Here is a 21,456-nt window from a genome sequence, read left to right on the forward strand (position 1 = left end):
GAGGGGGGCCGGGTTCCGGGGAAGGCGCGGCGCGGATCGCCGGAGGGGGTGAGGGGTCCGGGGAACAGGGCGGCGCGCATCGGCCGAGGGGCCACCCGGGGTTCCGGCGCGGCACAGGCGGCGCGCATCGACCGAGGGGCCAGCCGAGGTTCCGGCGCGGCACAGGCGGCGCGCATCGACCGAGGGGCCAGCCGAGGTTCCGGCGCGGCACAGGCGGCGCGCATCGGCCGAGGGGCCAGCCGAGGTTCCGGCGCGGCACAGGCGGCGCGGATCGCCCGGAGGGCCGAGGCGCCGGGCCCGCGGGGATCAGCGGACCGGCGTCAGCTCCGGGTCCTCGCGGAGCTTGCCGAGCGCACGCGACACCGCGCTCTTCACCGTACCGATGGACACCCCCAGCACCTCAGCCGTCTGCGCCTCGCTCAGATCCTCGTAGTACCGCAGCACGACCATCGCCCGCTGCCGCGCCGGCAGCTTCATGATGGCGCGCCACATGGCGTCCCGGAGCACCTGCTGCTCGGCCGGATCCCCGGCCGGCACCACCTCGGGCTCGGGCAGTTCGTCGCACGCGAACTCATCGACCTTGCGCTTGCGCCACTGCGAAGTCCTGGTGTTCAGCAGGGCCCTGCGCACATAGCCGTCGAGGGCACGGTGGTCCTCGATGCGGTCCCATGCGACATAGGTCTTGGTGAGAGCGGTCTGCAGCAGATCCTCTGCATCGCTCGGGTTAGCCGTCAGCGAGCGCGCGGTGCGCAGCAACACAGGCTGACGTGCCCGTACGTAGGACGCGAACGACGGATACGCCGAAGGACTCGCCGTCCGCGTCGCGGCCTTCGATGCGCCGGTGCACACAGGCACCATGGATACGGTCATGGCTCCACGCTAGAAGCGCCCCCTACTTCAGCGGATCGGCCGCAGGTCCCGAAGCGGTGTCCGCCTCAGGTTGTACGAGGGGTGGTAGCCCCACCTCCTGAAGGTGGAGGAGGCGGAGCACACCCCTGAGGGTTCATCCCTGAGGTTCATCCCTGGGACAGGGCTCGGCTCATCCCGGAAACGGGCCTCAGCCGAACCGCGCGACCGGTGCGTGGACAAGGTTCCGGTCGATCAGCAGCGTGCGCCCGCCGTGCCGCTCCTTCACGTTCCCCGCGTACTGGTGGATGCGCCGCGCGGGGTGCCAGGCGTTCCGCCGCAGGGCGGACTCACGGTACAGATGCGGCCGCGTGTGCCAGCGCGCGAACCACATCACCTGCGGCAGATCCCGCACCCCCGCCCGCCGCGCCGCCTCCATGTGCCGCACCCCGGAGTCCGCACTGCTGTAGAACCCCGGTACGTACCCCTGCCTGCGCACCGTCCGGTCCCACGCCCGCACGAACGCCAGCGTCGTCCGCCCGCACCGCTCCTTCCGATAGCCGTACGCCTCCATGTCCAGATAGAGGGGGCTGCCCCGCCTCATCCCCAGCTTCCTCGCCTTGCCTACCGCGTCCCGCCCCTCCCTCGTCCCCTGCTTCCAGGGGTGCCGCCCCATGCGTACGTCCTGCTTGTTCTTCGCCACGACGCACGGCGACTGCGACCCGACGTACAGCGGCAGCACCCGCCAGCCCATCGCGCGCACAGCCCGCAACCACTCCAGGCTCAGATTCGGCTGCCGCTTGCACGCCCTCCCTCGGCCCCCGTAATAGACGCCCACCGCCTGGTAGTCGGAACTCGTCCAGCGCCGCATCGTCCCCACGGCCGGCGCGTTGCAGGTGTCGAACGCCCATCCGTGGAAGGTCGACACCGGCGCGGCCCCGGCACCGGCGGGGTCTGCGGCCCTCCCAGCAGTTCTGCCCGTGGCGCCCGTCGGCACCGCGCACAAGGCCAGCGTGGTCAGAGCGAGAGCGAGGACAAGTCCCGCGATCGGTGCACGACGGGTGATCCGCGTTCGACGGATGATCGGCTTTCGGCAGCGCATACGCCGAGTGAAAGGCCCCTCGCCCCCGCCCCGCCGGGGACACGCGCCGCGTTCAGCCGTCCGACCCCAGAATCAGCCCCGATGTGGGGACCCCGGTGCCCGCGGTGACCAGGGTGTGCGCCGCCCCCGATATCTGGTTCACGGACGTGCCCCGCAGCTGTCGTACTGCCTCCGCTATGCCATTCATCCCGTGCAGATACGCCTCCCCGAGCTGCCCCCCGTGTGTGTTCAGCGGAAGCCGCTCCTCCGCCACGAACCCGGCCGCCTCCCCCGGCCCGCAGAAACCGAACTCCTCCAGTTGCATCAGCACGAACGGGGTGAAGTGGTCGTAGAGAATCCCCACGTCGATGTCGCCCGGCCGAAGCCCGGAACTGCGCCACAACTGCCGTGCCACCACGCTCATTTCGGGCAGCCCGCTCAGGTCGTCGCGGTAGAAGCTGGTCATCTGCTCCTGCGCCCGCCCCGCGCCCTGGGCCGCCGCCGTGATCACCGCCGGCGGGTGCGGCAGATCGCGGGCCCGCTCCACGCTCGTCACGACGATCGCCTGGCCCCCGTCGGTCTCCTGGCAGCAGTCCAGAAGCCGCAGCGGCTCGACGATCCAGCGGGACGCGGCATGGTCGGCGAGGGTGATCGGCTTTCCGTGGAAATACGCCGCCGGGTTCTTCGCCGCGTACTTCCGGTCGGTGACCGCGACATGGCCGAAGGCGTCCGGCGTGAGCCCGTACGTATGGAGGTAGCGCTGTGCCGCCATCGCCACCCATGACGCGGGGGTCAGCAGGCCGAACGGAAGCGACCAGCCGAGCGCCGCGCCCTCCGCCGACGGCTCCCGGTGCTGCACCCCGGAGCCGAACCTCCGCCCCGACCGTTCGTTGAACGCCCGGTAGCAGACGACCACTTCGGCCACTCCGCTCGCCACCGCGAGGGCCGCCTGCTGGACCGTCGCACAGGCCGCGCCTCCCCCGTAGTGGACCCGGGAGAAGAACGAGAGATCCCCTATCCCGGCCGCCTGGGCGACCGTGATCTCCGGGTTGGTGTCCATCGTGAAAGTGACCATGCCGTCGACATCGGCAGGGCTCAGCCCCGCGTCGTCGAGCGCCGCGCCCACCGCCTCCACGGCGAGCCTGAGCTCACTGCGGCCCGAGTCCTTGGAGAACTCGGTGGCCCCGATGCCGACGACGGCCGCCTTCCCGCCGAGCCGGTCCCGCGTCCGGACACTCATGCGGCACCTCCGGTGGGCGTTCCGTCCCGTCCCGGCCCCGCAGCCGCATCAGCCGCGCCCTCAGTCCCGGCCTCAGCCACGGCCTCAGCTGGACTCGCCGATGGACCCGCACCCGGAACCGTCACCATGACCGTCCCCGTGACGTGCTTCCCGATCCCGTTCGCCCCGAGGACCTTGACCGTCGCCGTGTCGCCGTCGACCCGCTCTATCGATCCGGTCAACACCATGGTGTCCCCCGGATAGTTGGGCGCCCCCAGCCTGATCGCCACCTTGCGGAGCACGGCGGCGGAACCGAAGTGATCCGTCACGTACCGGCCGACCAGACCGTTCGTGGTCAGGATGTTCATGAAGATGTCGGGGGAGCCCTTCTCCTGTGCCGCCACCGCGTCGTGGTGCACGTCCTGGTAGTCCCGCGACGCGATCGCCCCGGAGACGATCAGTGTCCGAGTGACCGGAACAGTGAGCTCCGGCAGTTTGTCGCCCGCCCTCATGCCGCCTCCTCCTCAGCGATCAAGTCGCCCAGTTCCGCGAGGACTTCACTCCCGCATCCCAGATACGCGTCCAGCTGCCGCCCCCACAGGAAGTGCCGGTGCACGGGATGGTCGAGGTCCGCGCCCATGCCGCCGTGCAGATGCTGGCCCGCGTGCACGACCCGCTTGCCCGCCTCCGACGCCCACCACGCGGCGGTCAGCGCATGCACGTCGTACGCGAGGCCCTCGTCGCGCCGCCAGGCCGCCTCGTACGCCGTGACCCGGATCGCCTCGGTGTCCATATGGGCGTCCGCCGCCCGGAGTTGTACCCCCTGCTTGGCCGCGAGCGGGCGCCCGAACTGCTCCCGCTCATTCGTGTAGGCGACCGCGCGGGCCAGCGATCCGGCACACACCCCGGCCTGCAGCCCTGCGAAGGCCGTCCGCGCGGTGGCCAGCACATCCGCGCAGGCCCCCGCACCGCCGATCCGCTCCGCCGGCGTCCCGTCCAGCACCAGTCGCCCGGCCGACCAGGGCGCCGTCAGCTCCACCGGCTCCGTCTCCGCGTCGGCCACCCGCACCATCCACAGACCCGGCCCGTCCCGCCGGGCGCGATCCGGCACGGCCACCAGGACATGCGTGGCATCCCGCAGCCAGGGCACCCACCGCACCGTTCCGGACAGCTTCCCCGTCAGCCCGTCCGGCGATTCCGTGGCGGCGGCCGTCACCCCGCCCTGGGCCGGAAACGCCCCGGTCGCGACAGCCGTACCGTCCCGCAGGCCCGGCAGCAGCCGCTCCCGCTGCTCCTCCGTGCCATGGGCGGCCACGGCCAGCAGGCCATGGACGCAGCTCGCCGCCAGCGGCACCTGTGCCGTCGTCCGTCCCTGCTCCTCGAGCAGCAGGACCAGGCCCAGCAGCCCGATGTCCTCCACCGCACCCGGCAGCCCCGCCGCGCACAGCGCCTTCCACAGCTCGGCGTCCGAACCCGTCCCCGCCGCCGCGAGCCGCTCGGGCGTGGACAGATCGCCGAAGATCTCCGCCGCGAGATCCCGCGCGGCCGTCTGCTCCTCCGTGGGCGTGAAGTCCATGTCAGACCCCACCTCCCGAAACGCCGTCCACGGGACGGAACACCGGGAGCTCCAACTCCTCGTCCACCCGCTGGAATTCGAGCCGCACGGGCTGTCCGATCCGCACCTTGTCGCTGGGCACGCCCACCACATTGCTGACGATGCGCACTCCCTCCGCCAGGTCGACGAGCGCGACCGCGTACGGGGGATCGAAGGCGGGGAACGGCGGGTGGTGCATGACGACGTACGAGTACACGGTGCCCTCGCCGCTCGCCTCGACCGTGTCCCATTCCAGCGATCCACAGCCGTTGCACCCCGGCAGCCAGGGGAAGCGCAGTGCCCCGCAGCCGCCGCAGCGCTGGATCAGGAGCTGGTGGCGCGCCACGCCCTCCCAGAACCCGGCGTTGTCCCTGTTGATCACCGGGCGGGGCCTCCTGGCCTCGGCCGCCGCCTTGCCGGCCCCCAGGTCCATTCCCTTGCCGGCCCCCTGGTCCGCTCCCTTGCCTGCGCCTTTGTCCGCTCCCTGTGGCCTGCGTCGCGCGGGTGCGTATTTGAGGATCCGGAAGCGATGGATCCCGACCGGTTCGCCGCCCGCCCTGACGTCCATCCGCGTCGTGACGAAGTGCCCCGTCCCCAGCTTCGTCGTCTTGCGCTCCGAGACCGTTTCGATCACCGCGTCGAAGGTGATCTCGTCGCCGGGCCGCAGCGCCCGCAGATACTCCTGCTCGCAGTCGGTGGCGACGATCGAGGTGTACCCCGCGGCGTCCAGCAGGGCGAACAGCTCCTCGTGCGCGGCCGAGTGCCCCTGGTGGCCGGAGAGTCCGCCCATCGTCCAGGCCTGGAGCATGGTGGGCGGTGCGATCGGATCCCCGCCCGCGTAAGCGGAGTTGGTGTCGCCCATCGCCTCGCACCAGTGCCGGATCATCGGCACGTTGACCGGGTCCTTGCCCACGCCCGCCGTCGCGGCCGCCCGGCCCTCGAACACCTTCAACGCCTCGTACGGGATATCGGTCGTCGCCGCATCCGTCGTCGCCGCATCCGTCGTCGCCGTACCGGTCATCGCCGCCCCCTCCGCATGCCGAGCCGCATCGTCGCGACGATCTCCCGCTGCACCTCGCTCACCCCGCCCCCGAACGTATTGATCTGTGCCGCCCTGTTCATCCGCTCCAGCTCCCCCTCACCGCCCGTGCCGAGCGCCAGGGCCCCGGGCGACCCGGCCCGCACCAGACCCGCATCGCCCGCGACTTCCTGACATATTCGGTACACCTCGACGGCCGATTCGGTTCCCACGAACTTCACGCCGCTCGCGTCTCCAGGCGCCAGCCGGCCCGCCCCCACATCACCCACCAAACGCCAGTTGAGCAGGCGCGTTGCCGCGAGTCGGACCCGCGCTTCGGCCAGTCTCGAACGGACCCACGGGGCGTCAATCCGACGTTCGCCCGTCACTGGATCGGGTGTACGCGCGACGTCGAGTGCCGCCGCGTAGAAATCCTCGGCCTGCATTCCGATCGCGGCGAGCGCCACCCGCTCGTGGTTGAGCTGGTTGGTGATGAGCCCCCAGCCGCCGTTCTCCTCGCCGACGAGGTTCGTGGCGGGGACGCGTATCCCGTCGTAATACGTCGCCGTCGTGGTCAGCCCGCCCACGGTCTCGATCGGAGTCCAGGAGAATCCGGGCGCTCCGGTCGGCACGAGGATGATCGAGATGCCCTGGTGCTTGGGGGCTTCGGGGTCGGTGCGGCAGGCGAGCCAGATCCAGTCGGCGTTCTGGGCGTTCGAGGTGAAGATCTTCTGCCCGTCGATGACCCAGACGTCGTCGCGCCCGTCCGCGACGGACCCGTCCGGACCGACCGACCCCTCTGCCGCATGCCGCACCGCCCTCGTACGCAGCGACGCGAGGTCCGTCCCCGCCGATGGCTCGCTGTAGCCGATCGCGAAGACGAGATCGCCGCTGAGGATGCGCGGCAGGAAGCAGGCCTTCTGCTCCTCCGTTCCGTATTTCATGAGCGTCGGGCCGACGGTGTTCAGGGTGACCATCGAGACGGGTGCGCCCGCGCGATAGGCCTCGTCGAAGAAGACGAACTGCTCGTCGGCGCCGCGCCCTTGACCGCCGTACTCGACCGGCCAGCCCAGGCCGAGCATGCGGTCGGCCCCGATGCGGCGCAGCAGCCGGCGCTGCCCCTCCAGATCGGTGGCCGCGGGCGGCCCTTGCGGCATCAGGTCGCGGAAGTAGCCGCGCAGTTCGGAGCGGAGCCGCTCCTGTCGTTCGGTGGGGGCGAGGTGCACGGCGGCGGCCTCTCCTTCGCGTACGGGCGTCGCACCGACAAGGGTTTCTGACTGTCCGTCAGAAACTGTGCGAGTGTCAAGAGATCACGCGGCGCGAGCATCGACACAGCACGCGGAACACGGCTGCGCGGCCGTACGCGGAAGCACCCCGAACACGGCTGCGCGGCGGTGCTTTCGCACCGCCGCGCAGACCGTCACACACCCCATCGAGCAGGCCCAAGGAGCAACCCCAGAAGGCCGCTAGCTCACCAGAGGTTGGTGAAGTTGACGGCGATGTTCTCGTTCGACTGGTCGATCGCCGTGAACGCGGAGCCGTTCACCTGAGCGGTGTTGCTCTGGTTCGAGGCACCGTTACCGACCGCCTGCTGCTGCGTCGTCGACGAGTTGCCGCTGTTGTTGCCGCCGACGCCACTGCCGTTGACGGTGGCCACGCCGGCATTCGATCCGTCGTTCGCGAAGGAGCCGTTGTCCGCCATCGCGACACCGGAGAAGAGCGCCGCAGCCAAGGGCAGGGCCGCGGCGGCGGCGATGACGCGGGCGGTACGGATGCTTGCCATGTCAATTCCTCCAGAACGGGAGGTACGCACCGGCTGTGTACCGGGAGCACCAGAAGTACGGCTTGATCCAAGGCAGTTGGCCGACCGCCCCGGTTTCTGCTTCTGCACGACGTCGCGAGTCCAGAGTTGCCCACCGAATCCCCGGCGAACCACCCCGGAAGACCCGATTCCCCCGCAAGCGTGAGTACAAGTCGATAAACACGCTTCACTTCCCCAAAGCCCCAGATCAGCCCGGTGCGACCCACCTGAACCCAGTCGCCCCAAGCGCTGAAGCGTTCCGGCATCGCGCGAAGAAGAGGGGCGCCTCACGCGCGCCCGTCGCGTGTCGTGGCCGCTCCCTCTTCCCTTCTTCGAACATACGTACGAAAATGAAGGCATGGCCACCATCGACCGCCATGCCACCGCACTCGCCCTGGCGCACGCCTTGTCCGCCGCCGAGCGCGGTCTCGCCGTCATCCCGCTCTCCCGCACCAAGCTGCCGGCCCTCCGTTCGCCCCATCACGAGCAGCCCGGAACACCGCCCTGCCACGGCGAATGCGGCCGCCCCGGACACGGCGTGTACGACGCGTCGACCGATCCGCGCCGCATCCGCCGGCTCTTCGCCGCCGCCCCCTGGGCCAGCGGCTACGGCATCGCCTGCGGGCTGCCCCCGCACCATCTGATCGGCATCGACCTCGACACCAAGTCCGGTACGGACGCCTCGGCGGCGCTGCGCGAACTGGCGCTGCGGCATCTCTTCACCATCCCGGCCACGGTCGTCGTGGTGACCCCGAGCGGCGGCCGGCACATCTGGCTCTCGGGTCCGCCCGACGCCGTCATCCCCAACTCCGCGGGCAGGCTGGCCCCCGGAATCGACATCCGGGGTGCGGGCGGCTACCTCGTAGGACCCGGTTCACGTACGGAGCACGGCGTCTACAGCACCGTGCCCGGAACGGCCCAACTCCCGCCGGGCACTTGTCCGCCCGCACTGCTCCGGCTGCTGATGCCGCCTCCCCGCACGCACCACGCCACTTCCACGAAACCGTCGGCATCCGCCCAACAGGGGCAGGGCCTGGTCCAGTTCGTGCTCGCCGCGCACGAAGGCCAGCGCAACACCCGCCTCTTCTGGGCTGCTTGCCGTGCCTACGAGAACGGCATCGGCGCGTCCCTGGCCGATGAGCTGGTCACCGCCGCGATCCGAGTCGGCCTCACGGAACGCGAGGCGCGCTCGACCATCGCGTCGGCGGCGCGGCTGACGGGGCATGCGTAGAAGGCACTCCTGGAGAGGCGTGCGTAAGGGGCGCCCGCAATGGCGAACGCCCCTTACGCACAGACCGCTTACGCACAAACCCACTAACCCAGCAGCGAACGCACCGCGGCACGGTCGATGTTGGTCAGCGCCCGCACCAGCTTCGGGGTGAGGAAGACGATGGCGAGGCCGAGCAGGGCCCCTCCGGCGATCTGCCACGGCGACTCCAGGTAGTACGCGTGGTGCTCGCCGCCCGAGGTGTAGTCGAACACCCGGTAGCCCGGCCAGTCGAGGTAGTGCGGGAACACCCAGGCGTACGCCGGGAGGAGCGCGACCACCCACCCCGTGACCAGGAAGGTCACGGTGAGGACGAACGACACCACCCGCGCGGGGAACATCACGACCTGGAAGAGCAACGCCCGCCAGCCGGCCGCGTCCACGAGCCGCGCCCGCATCCCGGCCCACGCGCCCGCCTCCGGAGCGGTCCGCACGGGCCCCGGCCCGGCGACCTCAAGCCCGAGGCGTGCCCGCGCCCGCCCCCGCTCGGCGGCACCGAGCCCCCGCGCGCCGGCCAACGCGGCCGCCAGCACCGGCAGTCCGAGCACGGTGACGAAGAGACCGGCCCCGAGCGAGAACATCGTCACGGCGAACGTGAAGCCGACGACGGCGATGGGCAGCGAGCCGACCGCGTAGCCGATCTCCCGGTAGGTGGCGGCGGCGAACGGCGCCCGCCAGAAGCCCGGGGCCCGGAACTCCTCCGGCTGAGCGCCCGAGGGAGCAGCGGCACTCGAGGGGACGGCGGAAGCGGCTGCGTACGGCAGTGTGCTGGTGCTCATGGCGGGCCTCGAATCTTCGGGGTGAGGGCGGTGGGGACGTGCCGTGCTGACGTCCTCCACGTTCGCGAATCCCCGCGCCCACCGACATCCGGCGACCCGGCCTCTCGGGGGTGTCACCAGCGCCACCCCCTACGCGGCGAAAGGACCACCTCCGGACAGCAAGACGGCCCCCGACCAAACTCAGGTCGGGGGCCGTTCTCACTGTTCGACGAGCGGTTCAAACAAGCCGCTCAACAAGCGGTGGGTGTGGGATTTGAACCCACGGTGGCTCGCACCACGACGGTTTTCAAGACCGTTCCCTTAGGCCGCTCGGGCAACCCACCCCGCACCGCCGGTCCCGGCGGTGCGGGGTCAAGAGTAGCGGGTCAGCTCTCGCCCTTGCGCTCGCCCAGGATCACGTCGACCGTGCGCTCCTTGCCGTCGCGCTCGAACGTGATCTTGACCTTGTCCCCCGGCTTGTGGGTCCAGATCTGGCCGATCAGCGTCGGACCGCTGTCGATCACCGTGTCGTCCAGCTTCGTGATGACATCACCGGGCTTGAGGCCCGCCTTGGCCGCCGGGCCGTTCGGGGTGACCGCTTCCGAGCCGCCCGCGCCTTCGCTGGAGATCGTGGCGCCGCCCGTGTCCTCGCCCAGCGAGACCGAGGCACCGATCACCGGGTAGACGGCCTGGCCGGTCTTGATCAGCTGTCCGGCGACGTACTTGGCCTGGTTGACCGGGATCGCGAAGCCCAGGCCGATGGAACCGGACTGACCGCCGCCGCCGAGGCCGCCGCCGCTCTCGGCGGGCTTGATCGCGGAGTTGATGCCGATGACGTTGCCCCGCGAGTCGAGCAGCGGGCCACCGGAGTTGCCGGGGTTGATGGAGGCGTCGGTCTGCAGGGCGCTCATGTACGAGCTCTTGCTGCTCGCGCCGTCGCTGGAGGTGACCGGGCGGTCCTTGGCGCTGACGATGCCGGTCGTGACCGTGTTCGACAGGCCGAAGGGGGCGCCGATGGCGATCGTCGAGTCGCCGACGGCCACCCGGTCCGAGTTGCCGAGGGTGAGCGGCCGCAGGTCCGCCGGCGGGTTCTTGAGTTTGATGACCGCCACGTCGTACCCCTCGGCGCGGCCGACCACCTCGGCGTCGTACTTCTTGCCGTTGGAGAACGTCGCCGCGAGCTTCCCGCCCTCGGCCGCGGACGCCACCACGTGGTTGTTGGTGAGGATGTGGCCCTGCTTGTCGTAGACGAAGCCGGTGCCCGTGCCGCCCTCTCCGTTGCCGCCCTGCGCCTCGATGGTGACGACGCTGGGGAGCGCCTTGTTGGCGATGTCGGCGACCGAGCCGGGCTCACGCTTGAGGTCGGCCGGGGTGTCGGACGCGGAGACCGTGGTCGAGCCCGTGCTGTCGTCGTTGCGGTCGGCCGCCCAGAAGCCGATACCGCCACCGACACCACCCGCCACCAGAGCGGCCACCAGCACCGCGGCGATCAGACCGCCGCGCCGCCCCGCGGGCTTCGGCCCCTCAGGGTGCTGCGCCGCATAGGAGGCGCCCCACGCGGAGCCCGATCCTCCGCCTTGTGCGTACGACGGAACAGCGGGCGGCGGCGGAGGCGGCCAGGCCCCGGCGGCGGCACCCGGCGCGGTCGGGGCACCCGGACCACCAGGTGCGCCCGGTACGCCCGGTGGGGTCGACGCGGGCGGCGGAGTCGCCGGCGCGGACGGAGTACCAACGGCGGGCACGGGATGGGTGGAAGCCTCGGGAGTGTCCACCGGCACAGGAGGCGCGGACGGGGCCTGGGGTACCTCGTTGCCCTCGTTCTCGGTGTTCACAGCTCTCTCCTCGGTCCACGCTGTCGTTCTCGGTCACGGCCCGGCTGTGGCCAACTGAGCATCTGTCTGCAGTCAGCTTTTCCCATGGGCTGTCAGGGCACCATAAGCCGATCCTGTGGATCCGGCGCAGTGTGCGCCGGGCTCGGGCGAGCCTGCGGGTACCCCGTGATGGCACGATGACGCGGTGACCCTCGCACGACAGCAGCAGATCCAGGTCGTCGCCCACCGCGGAGCCTCCGAAGACGCCCCCGAGCACACACTGGCCGCGTACAGGAAGGCCGTCGAGGACGGGGCCGACGCCCTGGAGTGCGATGTGCGCCTGACGGCCGACGGGCATCTCGTCTGTGTCCACGACCGGCGCGTCAACCGCACCTCGAACGGCCGCGGGGCCGTCTCCGCCCTGGAACTCGCCGATCTCGCCACGCTGGACTTCGGCTCCTGGAAGAGCAACCACGGGGAGGCCGACGAGGGCCCCGACTGGGCGGACACCTCCGTCCTCACCCTGGAGCGGCTCCTGGAGCTGGTGGCCGAGAGCAACGCATCGGGACGCCAGGTCCAGCTGGCCGTCGAGACGAAGCACCCCACGCGCTGGGCGGGCCAGGTCGAGGAAAGGCTGCTTCTTCTACTGAAGCGCTTCGGTTTGGATTCCCCACCCGCACAAGGGCCCTCCCCTGTGCGCGTCATGAGCTTCTCGGCGCGCTCCCTGCACCGGGTGCGCGCCGCGTCGCCCACCCTGCCGACGGTCTATCTGATGCAGTTCGTCTCGCCGCGCCACCGCGACGGCCGTCTCCCCGAGGGCGTACGGATCGCGGGACCCGGCATGCGGATCGTGCGCAACAACCCCGGTTACGTGGCCAAGCTGAAGCGCGCGGGTCACCAGGTGCACGTGTGGACCGTGAACGAGCCAGAGGACGTCGAGCTCTGCGCCGAACTCGGCGTCGACGCCATCATCACCAACCGCCCCAAGCAGGTGCTGTCCCAGCTGGGCCGTGGTTAACCGATTCCTCATCGGTTACAGGGTGTGCACCGGCGCGTTCGGTCCGTATTCGATCGTTACGAGTGCGTCACCGCACAAGGATTGGCCGGTTTCCGGTCCAGTCCATTGGGGCATTCACACCGTGGCGTGGGGCGAAGGAGGTCTCGGGGGTGGCGTTGGTGGTGGCACGGGAGGTGCCCGCGTCGTCGAGCATGGCCGTACCCCATGGCCCTGCGGGCGTGGGGGAAGCAAGACACCGGATGCGCGATCAGTTGCGCAGGAGCGGGGTGTCGGATTCGGTCGTCGACGACGCGGTACTGATCCTTTCGGAACTGCTCAGCAATGCCTGTCGGCACGGCAGGCCGCTGGGCGAAGGACTGGTCGGCGACGGTGACGTACGGGCGGCCTGGCGCGTGGACGCCACGGGCCGGCTGACGGTCGAGGTGACGGACGGCGGAGGCCCTACCCGCCCCGTTCCGGCCACTCCCTCGGTCACCGCGCACGGCGGCCGCGGGCTCAACATCATCACGGCCCTGGCCGAGGCCTGGGGCGTGCGCGACGACACCCACGGCGAGGTCACCGTGTGGGTCGTCATGCGTGCCGGGCACCGCCATGACGATTTCGCTACGCGCGTCGCGGCCCCCTCGGCCGCCGCGATACCGGACCTCGCGTACGCGGACCCCTTCGACGACCTCGACTGACGAACCCTCCCGACAGCGCACCGAGGACTTGTCCCGACGCCCCCTGGGCGAGCGGCTAGGCTCGCGCCCGTACGCCCCAGACGTACGAAGAGCCACGCAAGAGAGCCGCATCCGGGAGACACCCAAGATGGCCAAGAAGCGCCCTCAGACCAAGGGCAAGCAGCAGCCGCAGCTGAAGGACGGAGAGGTCCCCGTCGTCGGCGCCCGCGAACCCTGCCCCTGCGGTTCGGGCCGCCGCTACAAGGCCTGTCACGGCCGGGCCGCCGCGCACGCGGTGACCGAGCTGGTGCAGCGCCCCTTCGAGGGCCTGGCCGGCGAGGGCGACTGGGTGGCGCTGCGCGAGCTGGTCCCCGCGGCGACCGTCGAACTGCCCCTCAAGGGCGGGCTGCCCGACGGCGTGCCCGCCGTCTCCCTTGCGACCGTGCTGCCGATGGCGTGGCCCGCGCTGCGCCGCGACGACGGCTCGGTCCTGCTCGGCCTGCAGAACGACACGTCGTCCGGCGACATCAGCCGCGACCTCGCCGACACCCTCCAGCGGGCGCTCGCGGCCGAGCCGGGCACTCCGGTCCAGGCCCGGCGCGCGCCCGCGGACGGCCCCCGGCTGCAGGACATCCTCGACCCCGAGGGCACCTTCGAGCCGGTCGTGCACGAGGGCTTCGAGTTCTGGGTGCCGGATTCGGAGAACGCCAGCCCGGAGGTCTCCGCCTCCCTGGAGCGGGCGAACGCGGCCGCCATCCCGACCGTGAAGCTCTCCGGAGTGGAGTCCGCGTACTGGTGCGAGACCCCGGAGAAGAACCACCTGCGCTGGGTCATGCCGCACCCCGAGGAGCAGCTCCTCGACGCGCTCGCCCGGCTGCACGCGGCCGGTGCGTCGAGCCTCGGCGAGGGCACCCGCCTGGTCGGCTCCTTCCGGGCGCACGGTCTGACGGTCCCGGTGTGGGACCTGCCGACCGGCATGGGCGCCGAGGACATCGAGAAGCCGGCCGCCGAGTTCGCCGAGCGGCTCGCGGCGGCGCTTGCCACGGACGCCCCGCTGACCCCGGAGGAGCGCAGGGCCCGCGGTGGTCTCACCAACCGCCAGGTGACCTTGAGCTGACCCGCCAGTCAGCCGTCGGGGAATGGGTGACTCCTGTCACAACTCCCCGACATCGCAGGTAAATCCCTGTCCGGATAACCGAGATCGAATTTGCCAAGAGCAGATCTCTTGTTACCGTTCAGGTAGCCCGGTTGCTGGTGCATCCCCCGTCGCCAGCAACCGGGCGCTTCCATGTCCGGCCCCACATCGGGTCTGACCTGCGACCTCAACTGGCCTTCGGCCGCGCCGAGTTGCTCCCCGAGCGCAAGAGCAACGGTCCGCCACTCCCGTCAGCGAACTCCACCACCGCCGAATACGCCGCCGCGTCCCCGGCCGTGCGCTCGCGTGGCGTCTCGCACACTTCCGGCTCGTCCTCCGCGCTCACCACGCAGTGCATCTGGACGGTGCGTCCGCCCGGTCCCATAACGGTCAGTACGGCGCTCAGCTCATCACCTGTGGCGTTGCGGTAGTACGTACGCGCCCAGGTGTCGTGCCGCTGGGTGAGCACACAGGTCTGCGCCTCGACGCCTTCCGGAGAGGTCAGTTCGGGGCCGCACCGGGCAGTGCCGGTGAGTCCGAGCTCCGAGAGGAGGGACGGCCGCTCCGTAACCGCCCCCTCCGTAGTGGGCCGCTGCGAAGTCGGCCTCTCCTTGGAGGGCTGTTTCGCGTCAGGACTTGGCGGCGGATCCGTCGGCCGCTCCACCGGCCTCGCGCCGGCCTCGTCGTCGCCCACCGGCCCCGCGGACGCGCCGGCGAACGGCAGGAGAACCGTGATGGCCACAACTCCCATGAGCGCGATCAGGCGGGGGTTCATGGGCCCTGACATTAACGACGATTGATGGGCGTGCGGCTCGCCGCACGCCCATTTCCCCTACAACTCGGGCGCGCTCACACCCGTACGAGTGAGCGCGTCGACCACGGCGTCCACCACGGCCTCGACGTCGGGCACCCACGGCGCCGCGGATCCGGGCAGCGGAGCCCGCTCCCAGCGCACCGGTCCCTGCCCGGTCTCGGAGGGGGGCAGCGCGAGATATCCGCCCGCCCCGTGGAAGCGCAGCGAGCCGGGCACCCAGTCCTTGGCGTACAGCAGCTCGCCCAACTGCTCCATGGAGTACGGCGCGACGAGCAGGAAGAGCCGGGCCGGGGTCGCCACGACCGGTCCGAGCCTGATGCCCGCCTCGTCGAGTGCGGCCAGGGCGCGCGCGCCCGCGAGCGCGGGAAGGCTGACGGCGCACGGGGCGCCGGCGCCGGTGGCGAGCACGATGGGCGCGTCCGGACGGTTCGTCCACCACCAGCGCACCATGCGCGCGTCGGTGGTCGCGGCCAGCAGGCCGGGGTCGAGGGGATGCGCTCCTGGCACCGTGCAGTCGGGGTCGGGACAGGCACAGCGGGTGCCGTCCCGCCGGTCGAGACCGACGCCCGGCACCACGGGCCACTGCCATGCCGTCGCAAAGGTCAGGGCCGCGCCGATCAGACCGGGACTCCGGGTGGATTTCCTGCCGCTGAGCCCGGTGCGTCCGGACAGCTCAGAGAGCCTGGACAGGAGCCTGCGTCGCCTTCCGAGGATCTCGCGCATGAGCGCTCGTTCCTTTCCGTTTACACGCCGAGGAACACGGCGGGCCACATCACACCATGTGTGGATCACTTCGCTGTGCGTACAACTGGCGCATCACACCCCAGCCTGCGGCATGGGGATCCCCTATGGGCCGAGCGTTAACGTGGCGTGGGGTGGCGGTGCCTGGCGATTGCTGTCCCGCGTACTTATTCGCCGCCTCCCCCACGGGAGGATGGGGCACGGTCGTCATGAGTTAAGACGCCCGGGTCCGTCGCCAGGTTCCGGGCGGATCTCAACTGCCCCTGGTCATCACCGAGTACGTACCCAACACGGCCGCTGTGACGCGCCTCCCGAGCCTGCGGGCCGGGAGGTACCCCTTGCCGAACAACGTCAGTCGATCGCAATATGCCGTCGCCTCAGGCACTTTTGAGCCAAGTTACCAAGATCGCCGAAACGCCACAGAATGCCCACGGACACCAGGAATCCCGGCTGGACAATGCTGGACATCCCCTCTCCAGTGCGTGTAGATGTGGAGAACATTGCTAGCGGCGCAGAATGACATGGGGGTTTGCGATGCTATTGAGCAATACGCACCAGCCGGAAAGCCGTCAGCCATGACCGCCCCGCACCTCCCGAAAGTGGCCGGAATCGATTCAACTGTTCCGCCACCAGCCCACACTGTCGCGCCCGCACCACAGGTCCAAGGTGCCCCGGCCGCCCCCGCCGTCATGATCCAGGACCGTCTCGCGGGCTGGATCTCCGATCTGACGACACTCCACGAACTCACCGAGCGCCTCGGGCGCACGGCCACCCTCGACGAGGCCCTGCACGAGCTTCTGCGCGCCGGAGCGGCCCTCGTGGGCGCCCGGCGCGGACTCCTCGTCCTCGAGCCCTCAGACAGCCTCGGGCCGGACACCACGGTCGGCCTCGGCCTCGCCCGCGCCGACCTCGGCCACATCGAGACGGTGCCCCGCGCCGCCACCTCCTTCGGGCGGCTGCTCGACGCCCCGCCCGCGCCGTCCGGCACCCAGACCGAGATCGTCGACGCCGACCTGTTCGCCGACGACGCCCTCGACCCCCGCCACCGCGAGGTCGCCACCCGGCTCGGGTACGCCGCCAGCTACGCCCTGCCGCTGACCACCGAGGCCGCGGGCCTGGTCGGCGCCGCCGTGTGGCTGTACGACGAGCCCGCCGCCCCCGTGGAGCGCCAGCGGCACCTCATCGGCCTCTACACCCGGCACGCCGCCGAGCACCTGGCACGTCTCATCGAGCTGGAGCGCGCCCGCTCGACGGAGGCCACCCTGCGCGAGGAGCTGCTGCCCTCGCGGCTGCCGCGGGTCGCCGGAGTGCAGCTCGCCGCCCGGCACCGGACCTCCGCGCGCGGAGGCGGCGACTGGTTCGACGCGCTGCCGCTGCCCGATGCCGCGCTCGGCCTCGCGGTCGGCTCCGTCACCGGGTCCGGACCCAGCGCCGTCGCCGCGATGGGGCGGCTGCGGGCGAGCCTTCGGGCGTACGCCGTGATGGAGGGCGAGGACCCCGTCGCCGTACTCTCCGATCTGGAGCTGCTCCTTCGGCTGACCGAGCCCGCGCGGTCCGCGACGGCCCTCTTCGCGTTCTGCGAACCGGCCCTGCGCAAGATCGTCCTGGCCGGGGCCGGACACAGCCCGCCGCTCGTGATCGGCGAGCGGCGCACGGAGTTCGTGGAGACCTCCCTCTCGGCGCCGCTGGGGATGCTCGCGTGCTGGGAGGCGCCCAGCGTGGAGATCCAGCCGGAGCCCGGAGAAACGGTGCTTCTTTATACGGATGGGCTGCTGCACCGCACCGGAGACCCCATGGACCGGGCCTTCGCGCGGCTGCACGCGGCCGCCGCGAGCGTGCCGAAATCCGTCCGCGACGACCCGGACGCGCTCGTCGACCACGTGCTGCGGACCGTCCTTCCCGACGGTCTCGACGCGGTCGAGAGCGAGGAGGACGTCGTCCTGCTCGCGGCCCGCTTCGAGTGAGGTCTCACGGCCTGTCCGCAGTGCCGTCCGAGCCGTCGTCCGAGTGACCCGCGCACTACGGGATGTAACAGGCCTTCCGGCCCTGGGACCCCTTCCGTACGCCCGTACGATGGGGAGGGCCCAGTGTCGTACATAGGAGGCAGATCGTGTCGGAGGAGCTCATTCCGGAGTACCCGGAGACCCCGGAAACCCTGGAGATCGAGTCCGAAGAAGAGCCGATCAAGCAGCGCAAGAACGGTCTGTACCCGGGCGTCTCCGACGAGCTCGCCGACAACATGAAGTCCGGCTGGGCCGACACCGAGCTGCACGACCTGCAGCCGGTCGCCCAGGCCTCGCACACCGCGTCCCGCCGTGCCGCGCTCTCCGCGCGCTTCCCGGGCGAGCGCCTGGTGATCCCCGCGGGCAACCTGAAGACCCGCTCCAACGACACGGAGTACGCCTTCCGCGCCTCCGTGGAGTACGCCTACCTGACCGGCAACCAGACCGAGGACGGCGTCCTCGTCATGGAGCCCGCCGACTTCGCGGACGGCACGAGCGGCCACGAGGCCACCATCTACCTGCTGCCGCGCTCCAACCGCGAGAACGGCGAGTTCTGGCTGGACGGCCAGGGCGAGCTGTGGGTCGGCCGCCGGCACTCCCTCACCGAGGCCGAGACGCTGTACGGCATCCCCGCCTCCGACGTGCGCGAGCTCGCCGACAAGCTGCGCGAGGCCACGGGGCCCGTCCGTGTCGTCCGCGGCCACGACGCCGGCATCCAGGCCGCCCTGACCGACAAGGTCACGGCCGAGCGCGACGAGGAGCTGCGCGTCTTCCTCTCCGAGGCCCGTCTGGTCAAGGACGAGTTCGAGGTCGGCGAGCTGCAGAACGCGTGCGACGCGACGGCCCGCGGCTTCGAGGACGTCGTCCGGGTCCTGGACAAGGCCGAGGCGACCAGCGAGCGCTACATCGAGGGCACGTTCTTCCTGCGCGCCCGCGTCGACGGCAACGACATCGGCTACGGCTCGATCTGCGCCGCCGGCCCGCACGCCACCACCCTGCACTGGGTGCGCAACGACGGCCCGGTGCGCTCCGGAGAGCTGCTCCTGCTCGACGCCGGTGTGGAGACCCACACGTACTACACCGCCGACGTGACCCGGACGCTGCCGATCAACGGCCGCTTCGACGAGCTGCAGCGCAAGATCTACGACGCCGTGTACGAGGCCCAGGAGGCCGGAATCGCGGCCGTCAGGCCCGGCGCCAAGTACCGCGACTTCCACGACGCCGCGCAGCGCGTGCTCGCCGAGAAGCTGGTGGAGTGGGGCCTCGTCGAGGGCCCGGTCGAGCGCGTCCTGGAGCTGGGTCTGCAGCGCCGCTGGACCCTGCACGGCACCGGTCACATGCTCGGCATGGACGTCCACGACTGCGCGGTCGCGCGCACCGAGACGTACGTGGACGGCGTCCTGGAGCCCGGCATGTGCCTGACCGTCGAGCCCGGCCTGTACTTCCAGGCGGACGACCTGACGGTGCCGGAGGAGTACCGCGGCATCGGCGTGCGCATCGAGGACGACATCCTCGTGACGGCCGACGGCAACAGGAACCTGTCGGCGGCGCTGCCGCGGCGGGCCGATGACGTCGAGGCGTGGATGGCCGAGCTCAAGGGCTGAGTCCTCGCGCAAGGGCTGGGTCTTCTTTTCCAACTGAGGGTCTTCTTTAAGAAGGGGCCGGGCATCTCACGGGATGCCCGGCCCCTTCGCGCGCGCTCCGGAAGCTCAGCGCTCATCCTCGCCCGCGACCTTGGCGGTGCTCAGGGCGATGCGGTTCCAGGTGTTGATCGTGAAGATCAGGGCCAGGACGCGGGCGAGTTCCTCCTCGTCGAAGTGTTCGGCCGCGCGGGCGTAGACGTCGTCCGGTACGCCGCCCCGGTCGACGAGCGTGACGGCCTCGGTCAGGGCGAGCGCCGCCTGCTCCTTCTCCGTGAAGAAGTTCCGGGCCTCGCGCCAGACGCCGACCATGTGCAGGCGTGCCTCGTCCTCGCCGGCCTTGCGGGCGTCGGACGTGTGCATGTGGAGGCAGTAGGCGCAGCCGTTCAGGAGCGAGGCGCGGATCTGGATCAGCTCGACCAGGGCCGGGTCGAGGCCGTCACGGGCTGCCGCGTCGAAGCCGATCAGGGCCTTGAAGGCCTTGGGGGCGGCCTTGGCGAAGTTGATGCGGGGGGCCTGCGTGCGGGTCTTGGCGGCGGTCTGCGTGGCGTTCTCGTTGTTCGTCATGACCATGAATCTACGGCCCCGATAGACCTTGGATAGGGTGCACTTCTATGCCGGAATCATGGGTCAATTTGGCGGAGCGCATCGGGAGTGACCTGCACCTGGAGCTCTCCGGGTCGGGTGGCCGCCGCGCCGCTCTCATCCGTGCCCTGCGGGACGCCGTGCGCGAGGGACGGCTCGCTCCGGGGACGCGGCTTCCGCCCTACCGCTCCCTCGCCGCCGATCTCGGCATCGCCCGCAACACCGTCGCCGACGCCTACGCCGAGCTGGTCGCCGAGGGCTGGCTGACCGCGCGGCAGGGGTCCGGGACGCGGGTGGCCGACCGCGCGGCGCCGCCTTCCCGTACGCGCGTCCCCAAGCGGGCGCCCACCCGCCCCGCGACGCCCGCGGCCCCCGCGTACGACCTGCGCCAGGGCACGCCGGACGCCGCCTCGTTCCCGCGCACCGCGTGGCTCGCCGCCGCCCGGCGGGCGCTGGGTGCGGCGCCGAACGAGGCGTTCGGGCCCGGTGACCCGCGGGGGCGCATTGAGCTGCGCCGCGCGCTCGCCGGCTATCTGGGGCGCGCGCGTGGGGTGCGCGCCGATCCGGAGCGGATCGTGGTCTGCTCCGGGTTCGCGCACGCCCTGCGGCTGCTCTTCGGCGCCGGGGCGGGCGGCATGCTCCGGGGACCGCTGGCGGTGGAGTCGTACGGCCTCGGCTTCCATCGCTCGATCCTCGCGACCGCCGGCGTCCGCACGGTGCCGCTCGGCCTCGACGAACGGGGCGCCCGGATCGAGGAGCTGACGGAGGAGCGGCGGATCCGCGGCGTGCTGCTCACGCCCGCCCACCAGTTCCCCACCGGCGGCCCGCTGCACCCGACCCGGCGCACGGCGGTCGTCGAGTGGGCGCGCACCCGTGGCGGTCTCGTCCTGGAGGACGACTACGACGGGGAGTTCCGTTACGACCGCGAGCCGGTGGGCGCCGTACAGGGTTTGGATTCCGAACGCGTCATCTACATGGGCTCGGTCAGCAAAAGCCTCTCTCCGGGGGTGCGCATCGGGTGGCTCGTCCTGCCGGAGCACCTCGTCGACGCCGTACTCGCGGCGAAGGGCGAGCGGGAGGCGTGGGCCAGTGTCATCGACCAGCTGACGCTCGCCGAGTTCATCGAGTCGGGCCACTACGACCGGCACGTCCGGCGGATGCGGCAGCGCTACCGGAACCGCCGCGACCAGCTCGTCGCCGCCCTCGCCGCGCATGCCCCGCACATCAGCCCGACCGGTGTCGCCGCGGGCCTGCACGCCGTCCTGCGGCTGCCGCCCGGCACCGAACAGTCGACCACGAAGGCAGCCGCCTGGCAGGGCCTCGCGCTGGAGGGCCTGGCCGACTTCCGCCACCCGGACGCCACGATGCCCGCGCCCGACGGCCTGGTGGTCGGCTACTCGACGCCTCCGGAGCATGCCTACGGAGCGGCGTTGGAGGCGTTGTGCAGGGCGCTGCCGCCCGGCTGA

The 21,456-nt window shown here is 71.2% G+C and carries 20 protein-coding genes and 1 tRNA gene; 7 read left to right on the plus strand and 14 right to left on the minus strand.

The window, feature by feature from the left end; all coding sequences use genetic code 11:
- Positions 1-306: 306 nt before the first annotated feature.
- The 8 genes from ACIBKX_RS21775 to ACIBKX_RS21810 form a co-directional block, all read right to left on the minus strand.
- Positions 307-870 carry a SigE family RNA polymerase sigma factor gene (locus ACIBKX_RS21775; RefSeq protein ID WP_399375859.1) on the minus strand — a complete coding sequence of 188 codons (564 nt, stop codon included), beginning with the start codon at positions 868-870 and terminating at the stop codon, positions 307-309.
- A 187-nt stretch (positions 871-1,057) separates the two neighbouring features.
- Positions 1,058-1,948: a glycoside hydrolase domain-containing protein gene (locus ACIBKX_RS21780; protein WP_399375860.1), complete on the minus strand. Its 891-nt coding sequence runs from the start codon at positions 1,946-1,948 to the stop codon at positions 1,058-1,060.
- Positions 1,949-2,000: 52 nt separating this feature from the next.
- Positions 2,001-3,167, minus strand: coding sequence for a lipid-transfer protein (locus ACIBKX_RS21785; RefSeq protein WP_363270410.1), 1,167 nt, complete (start codon positions 3,165-3,167; stop codon positions 2,001-2,003).
- Positions 3,164-3,658 carry a MaoC/PaaZ C-terminal domain-containing protein gene (locus ACIBKX_RS21790; RefSeq protein ID WP_363270409.1) on the minus strand — a complete coding sequence of 165 codons (495 nt, stop codon included), beginning with the start codon at positions 3,656-3,658 and terminating at the stop codon, positions 3,164-3,166. Before ACIBKX_RS21790 ends, ACIBKX_RS21785 begins: the two co-directional genes overlap by 4 nt.
- A complete protein-coding gene (locus ACIBKX_RS21795) occupies positions 3,655-4,722 on the minus strand; it encodes an acyl-CoA dehydrogenase family protein (protein ID WP_363270408.1) in 1,068 nt (355 codons plus the stop codon). Before ACIBKX_RS21795 ends, ACIBKX_RS21790 begins: the two co-directional genes overlap by 4 nt.
- A 1-nt stretch (position 4,723) precedes the next feature.
- On the minus strand, positions 4,724-5,761 hold the full coding sequence (locus tag ACIBKX_RS21800; protein WP_363270406.1) for a bifunctional MaoC family dehydratase N-terminal/OB-fold nucleic acid binding domain-containing protein: 1,038 nt from the start codon (positions 5,759-5,761) through the stop codon (positions 4,724-4,726).
- The gene (locus tag ACIBKX_RS21805; RefSeq protein ID WP_363270405.1) at positions 5,758-6,984 is read right to left on the minus strand and encodes an acyl-CoA dehydrogenase family protein; all 1,227 of its coding nucleotides are present in this window, start codon (positions 6,982-6,984) and stop codon (positions 5,758-5,760) included. Before ACIBKX_RS21805 ends, ACIBKX_RS21800 begins: the two co-directional genes overlap by 4 nt.
- 245 nt (positions 6,985-7,229) lie before the next feature.
- Positions 7,230-7,541: a hypothetical protein gene (locus ACIBKX_RS21810; RefSeq protein ID WP_363270404.1), complete on the minus strand. Its 312-nt coding sequence runs from the start codon at positions 7,539-7,541 to the stop codon at positions 7,230-7,232.
- A 376-nt stretch (positions 7,542-7,917) separates the two neighbouring features.
- Between ACIBKX_RS21810 and ACIBKX_RS21815 the strand changes: the two genes are divergently transcribed.
- Positions 7,918-8,790 carry a bifunctional DNA primase/polymerase gene (locus ACIBKX_RS21815; protein ID WP_363270403.1) on the plus strand — a complete coding sequence of 291 codons (873 nt, stop codon included), beginning with the start codon at positions 7,918-7,920 and terminating at the stop codon, positions 8,788-8,790.
- Between the two features lie 83 nt (positions 8,791-8,873).
- Here ACIBKX_RS21815 and ACIBKX_RS21820 read toward each other — a convergent pair whose 3' ends face one another.
- From ACIBKX_RS21820 to ACIBKX_RS21830, 3 genes are all read right to left on the minus strand, one after another.
- Entirely contained in the window at positions 8,874-9,605 is a 732-nt protein-coding gene (locus ACIBKX_RS21820; protein WP_363270402.1) for a sensor domain-containing protein, read from the minus strand.
- Positions 9,606-9,843: 238 nt separating this feature from the next.
- Positions 9,844-9,928, minus strand: a tRNA-Ser gene (locus ACIBKX_RS21825).
- Between the two features lie 42 nt (positions 9,929-9,970).
- Complete coding sequence (locus tag ACIBKX_RS21830) at positions 9,971-11,416, minus strand: trypsin-like peptidase domain-containing protein (protein WP_363270401.1); 1,446 nt, start codon at positions 11,414-11,416, stop codon at positions 9,971-9,973.
- Positions 11,417-11,600: 184 nt separating this feature from the next.
- Here ACIBKX_RS21830 and ACIBKX_RS21835 point away from each other — a divergent pair, with 184 nt between their 5' ends.
- From ACIBKX_RS21835 to ACIBKX_RS21845, 3 genes are all read left to right on the plus strand, one after another.
- Entirely contained in the window at positions 11,601-12,413 is an 813-nt protein-coding gene (locus ACIBKX_RS21835; protein WP_363270400.1) for a glycerophosphodiester phosphodiesterase, read from the plus strand.
- Positions 12,414-12,475: 62 nt separating this feature from the next.
- Complete coding sequence (locus ACIBKX_RS21840) at positions 12,476-13,093, plus strand: ATP-binding protein (protein ID WP_363270399.1); 618 nt, start codon at positions 12,476-12,478, stop codon at positions 13,091-13,093.
- Positions 13,094-13,220: 127 nt separating this feature from the next.
- A complete protein-coding gene (locus tag ACIBKX_RS21845) occupies positions 13,221-14,189 on the plus strand; it encodes a DUF5926 family protein (RefSeq protein WP_363270398.1) in 969 nt (322 codons plus the stop codon).
- Between the two features lie 205 nt (positions 14,190-14,394).
- Here ACIBKX_RS21845 and ACIBKX_RS21850 read toward each other — a convergent pair whose 3' ends face one another.
- Both ACIBKX_RS21850 and ACIBKX_RS21855 read right to left on the minus strand, forming a co-directional pair.
- Positions 14,395-14,982, minus strand: coding sequence for a hypothetical protein (locus tag ACIBKX_RS21850; RefSeq protein ID WP_363270397.1), 588 nt, complete (start codon positions 14,980-14,982; stop codon positions 14,395-14,397).
- A gap of 57 nt (positions 14,983-15,039) precedes the next feature.
- Positions 15,040-15,744, minus strand: coding sequence for a bifunctional DNA primase/polymerase (locus ACIBKX_RS21855; protein ID WP_363270396.1), 705 nt, complete (start codon positions 15,742-15,744; stop codon positions 15,040-15,042).
- A gap of 539 nt (positions 15,745-16,283) precedes the next feature.
- On the opposite strand from ACIBKX_RS21855, the gene ACIBKX_RS21860 reads away from it, so the two are divergent.
- Both ACIBKX_RS21860 and ACIBKX_RS21865 read left to right on the plus strand, forming a co-directional pair.
- Positions 16,284-17,726, plus strand: a complete 1,443-nt coding sequence (locus tag ACIBKX_RS21860; RefSeq protein ID WP_363270395.1) for a PP2C family protein-serine/threonine phosphatase — start codon at positions 16,284-16,286, stop codon at positions 17,724-17,726.
- A gap of 146 nt (positions 17,727-17,872) precedes the next feature.
- Positions 17,873-19,369 (plus strand): aminopeptidase P family protein, encoded by a 1,497-nt coding sequence (locus ACIBKX_RS21865; protein WP_363270394.1) that lies wholly within the window; start codon positions 17,873-17,875, stop codon positions 19,367-19,369.
- A 105-nt stretch (positions 19,370-19,474) separates the two neighbouring features.
- Here the strand turns inward: ACIBKX_RS21865 and ACIBKX_RS21870 are convergent, their stop codons facing one another.
- Positions 19,475-19,972, minus strand: a complete 498-nt coding sequence (locus tag ACIBKX_RS21870) for a carboxymuconolactone decarboxylase family protein (protein ID WP_363270393.1) — start codon at positions 19,970-19,972, stop codon at positions 19,475-19,477.
- 47 nt (positions 19,973-20,019) lie between these two features.
- On the opposite strand from ACIBKX_RS21870, the gene ACIBKX_RS21875 reads away from it, so the two are divergent.
- Positions 20,020-21,456 carry a PLP-dependent aminotransferase family protein gene (locus ACIBKX_RS21875; protein ID WP_363270392.1) on the plus strand — a complete coding sequence of 479 codons (1,437 nt, stop codon included), beginning with the start codon at positions 20,020-20,022 and terminating at the stop codon, positions 21,454-21,456.

The organism is Streptomyces sp. NPDC050658 (genome assembly GCF_044457025.1).
Taxonomy (GTDB): domain Bacteria; phylum Actinomycetota; class Actinomycetes; order Streptomycetales; family Streptomycetaceae; genus Streptomyces.

Coding starts and splice junctions, on each gene's coding strand:
- ACIBKX_RS21785 (WP_363270410.1), bottom strand. CDS start 3,167: ATGAGTGTCCGGACGCGGGACCGGCTCGGCGGGAAGGCGGCCGTCGTC.
- ACIBKX_RS21870 (WP_363270393.1), bottom strand. CDS start 19,972: ATGACGAACAACGAGAACGCCACGCAGACCGCCGCCAAGACCCGCACG.
- ACIBKX_RS21860 (WP_363270395.1), top strand. CDS start 16,284: ATGGGGGTTTGCGATGCTATTGAGCAATACGCACCAGCCGGAAAGCCG.
- ACIBKX_RS21850 (WP_363270397.1), bottom strand. CDS start 14,982: ATGAACCCCCGCCTGATCGCGCTCATGGGAGTTGTGGCCATCACGGTT.
- ACIBKX_RS21875 (WP_363270392.1), top strand. CDS start 20,020: ATGCCGGAATCATGGGTCAATTTGGCGGAGCGCATCGGGAGTGACCTG.
- ACIBKX_RS21780 (WP_399375860.1), bottom strand. CDS start 1,948: ATGCGCTGCCGAAAGCCGATCATCCGTCGAACGCGGATCACCCGTCGT.
- ACIBKX_RS21775 (WP_399375859.1), bottom strand. CDS start 870: ATGACCGTATCCATGGTGCCTGTGTGCACCGGCGCATCGAAGGCCGCG.
- ACIBKX_RS21790 (WP_363270409.1), bottom strand. CDS start 3,658: ATGAGGGCGGGCGACAAACTGCCGGAGCTCACTGTTCCGGTCACTCGG.
- ACIBKX_RS21795 (WP_363270408.1), bottom strand. CDS start 4,722: ATGGACTTCACGCCCACGGAGGAGCAGACGGCCGCGCGGGATCTCGCG.
- ACIBKX_RS21810 (WP_363270404.1), bottom strand. CDS start 7,541: ATGGCAAGCATCCGTACCGCCCGCGTCATCGCCGCCGCCGCGGCCCTG.
- ACIBKX_RS21855 (WP_363270396.1), bottom strand. CDS start 15,744: ATGCGCGAGATCCTCGGAAGGCGACGCAGGCTCCTGTCCAGGCTCTCT.
- ACIBKX_RS21820 (WP_363270402.1), bottom strand. CDS start 9,605: ATGAGCACCAGCACACTGCCGTACGCAGCCGCTTCCGCCGTCCCCTCG.
- ACIBKX_RS21845 (WP_363270398.1), top strand. CDS start 13,221: ATGGCCAAGAAGCGCCCTCAGACCAAGGGCAAGCAGCAGCCGCAGCTG.
- ACIBKX_RS21815 (WP_363270403.1), top strand. CDS start 7,918: ATGGCCACCATCGACCGCCATGCCACCGCACTCGCCCTGGCGCACGCC.
- ACIBKX_RS21800 (WP_363270406.1), bottom strand. CDS start 5,761: ATGACCGGTACGGCGACGACGGATGCGGCGACGACGGATGCGGCGACG.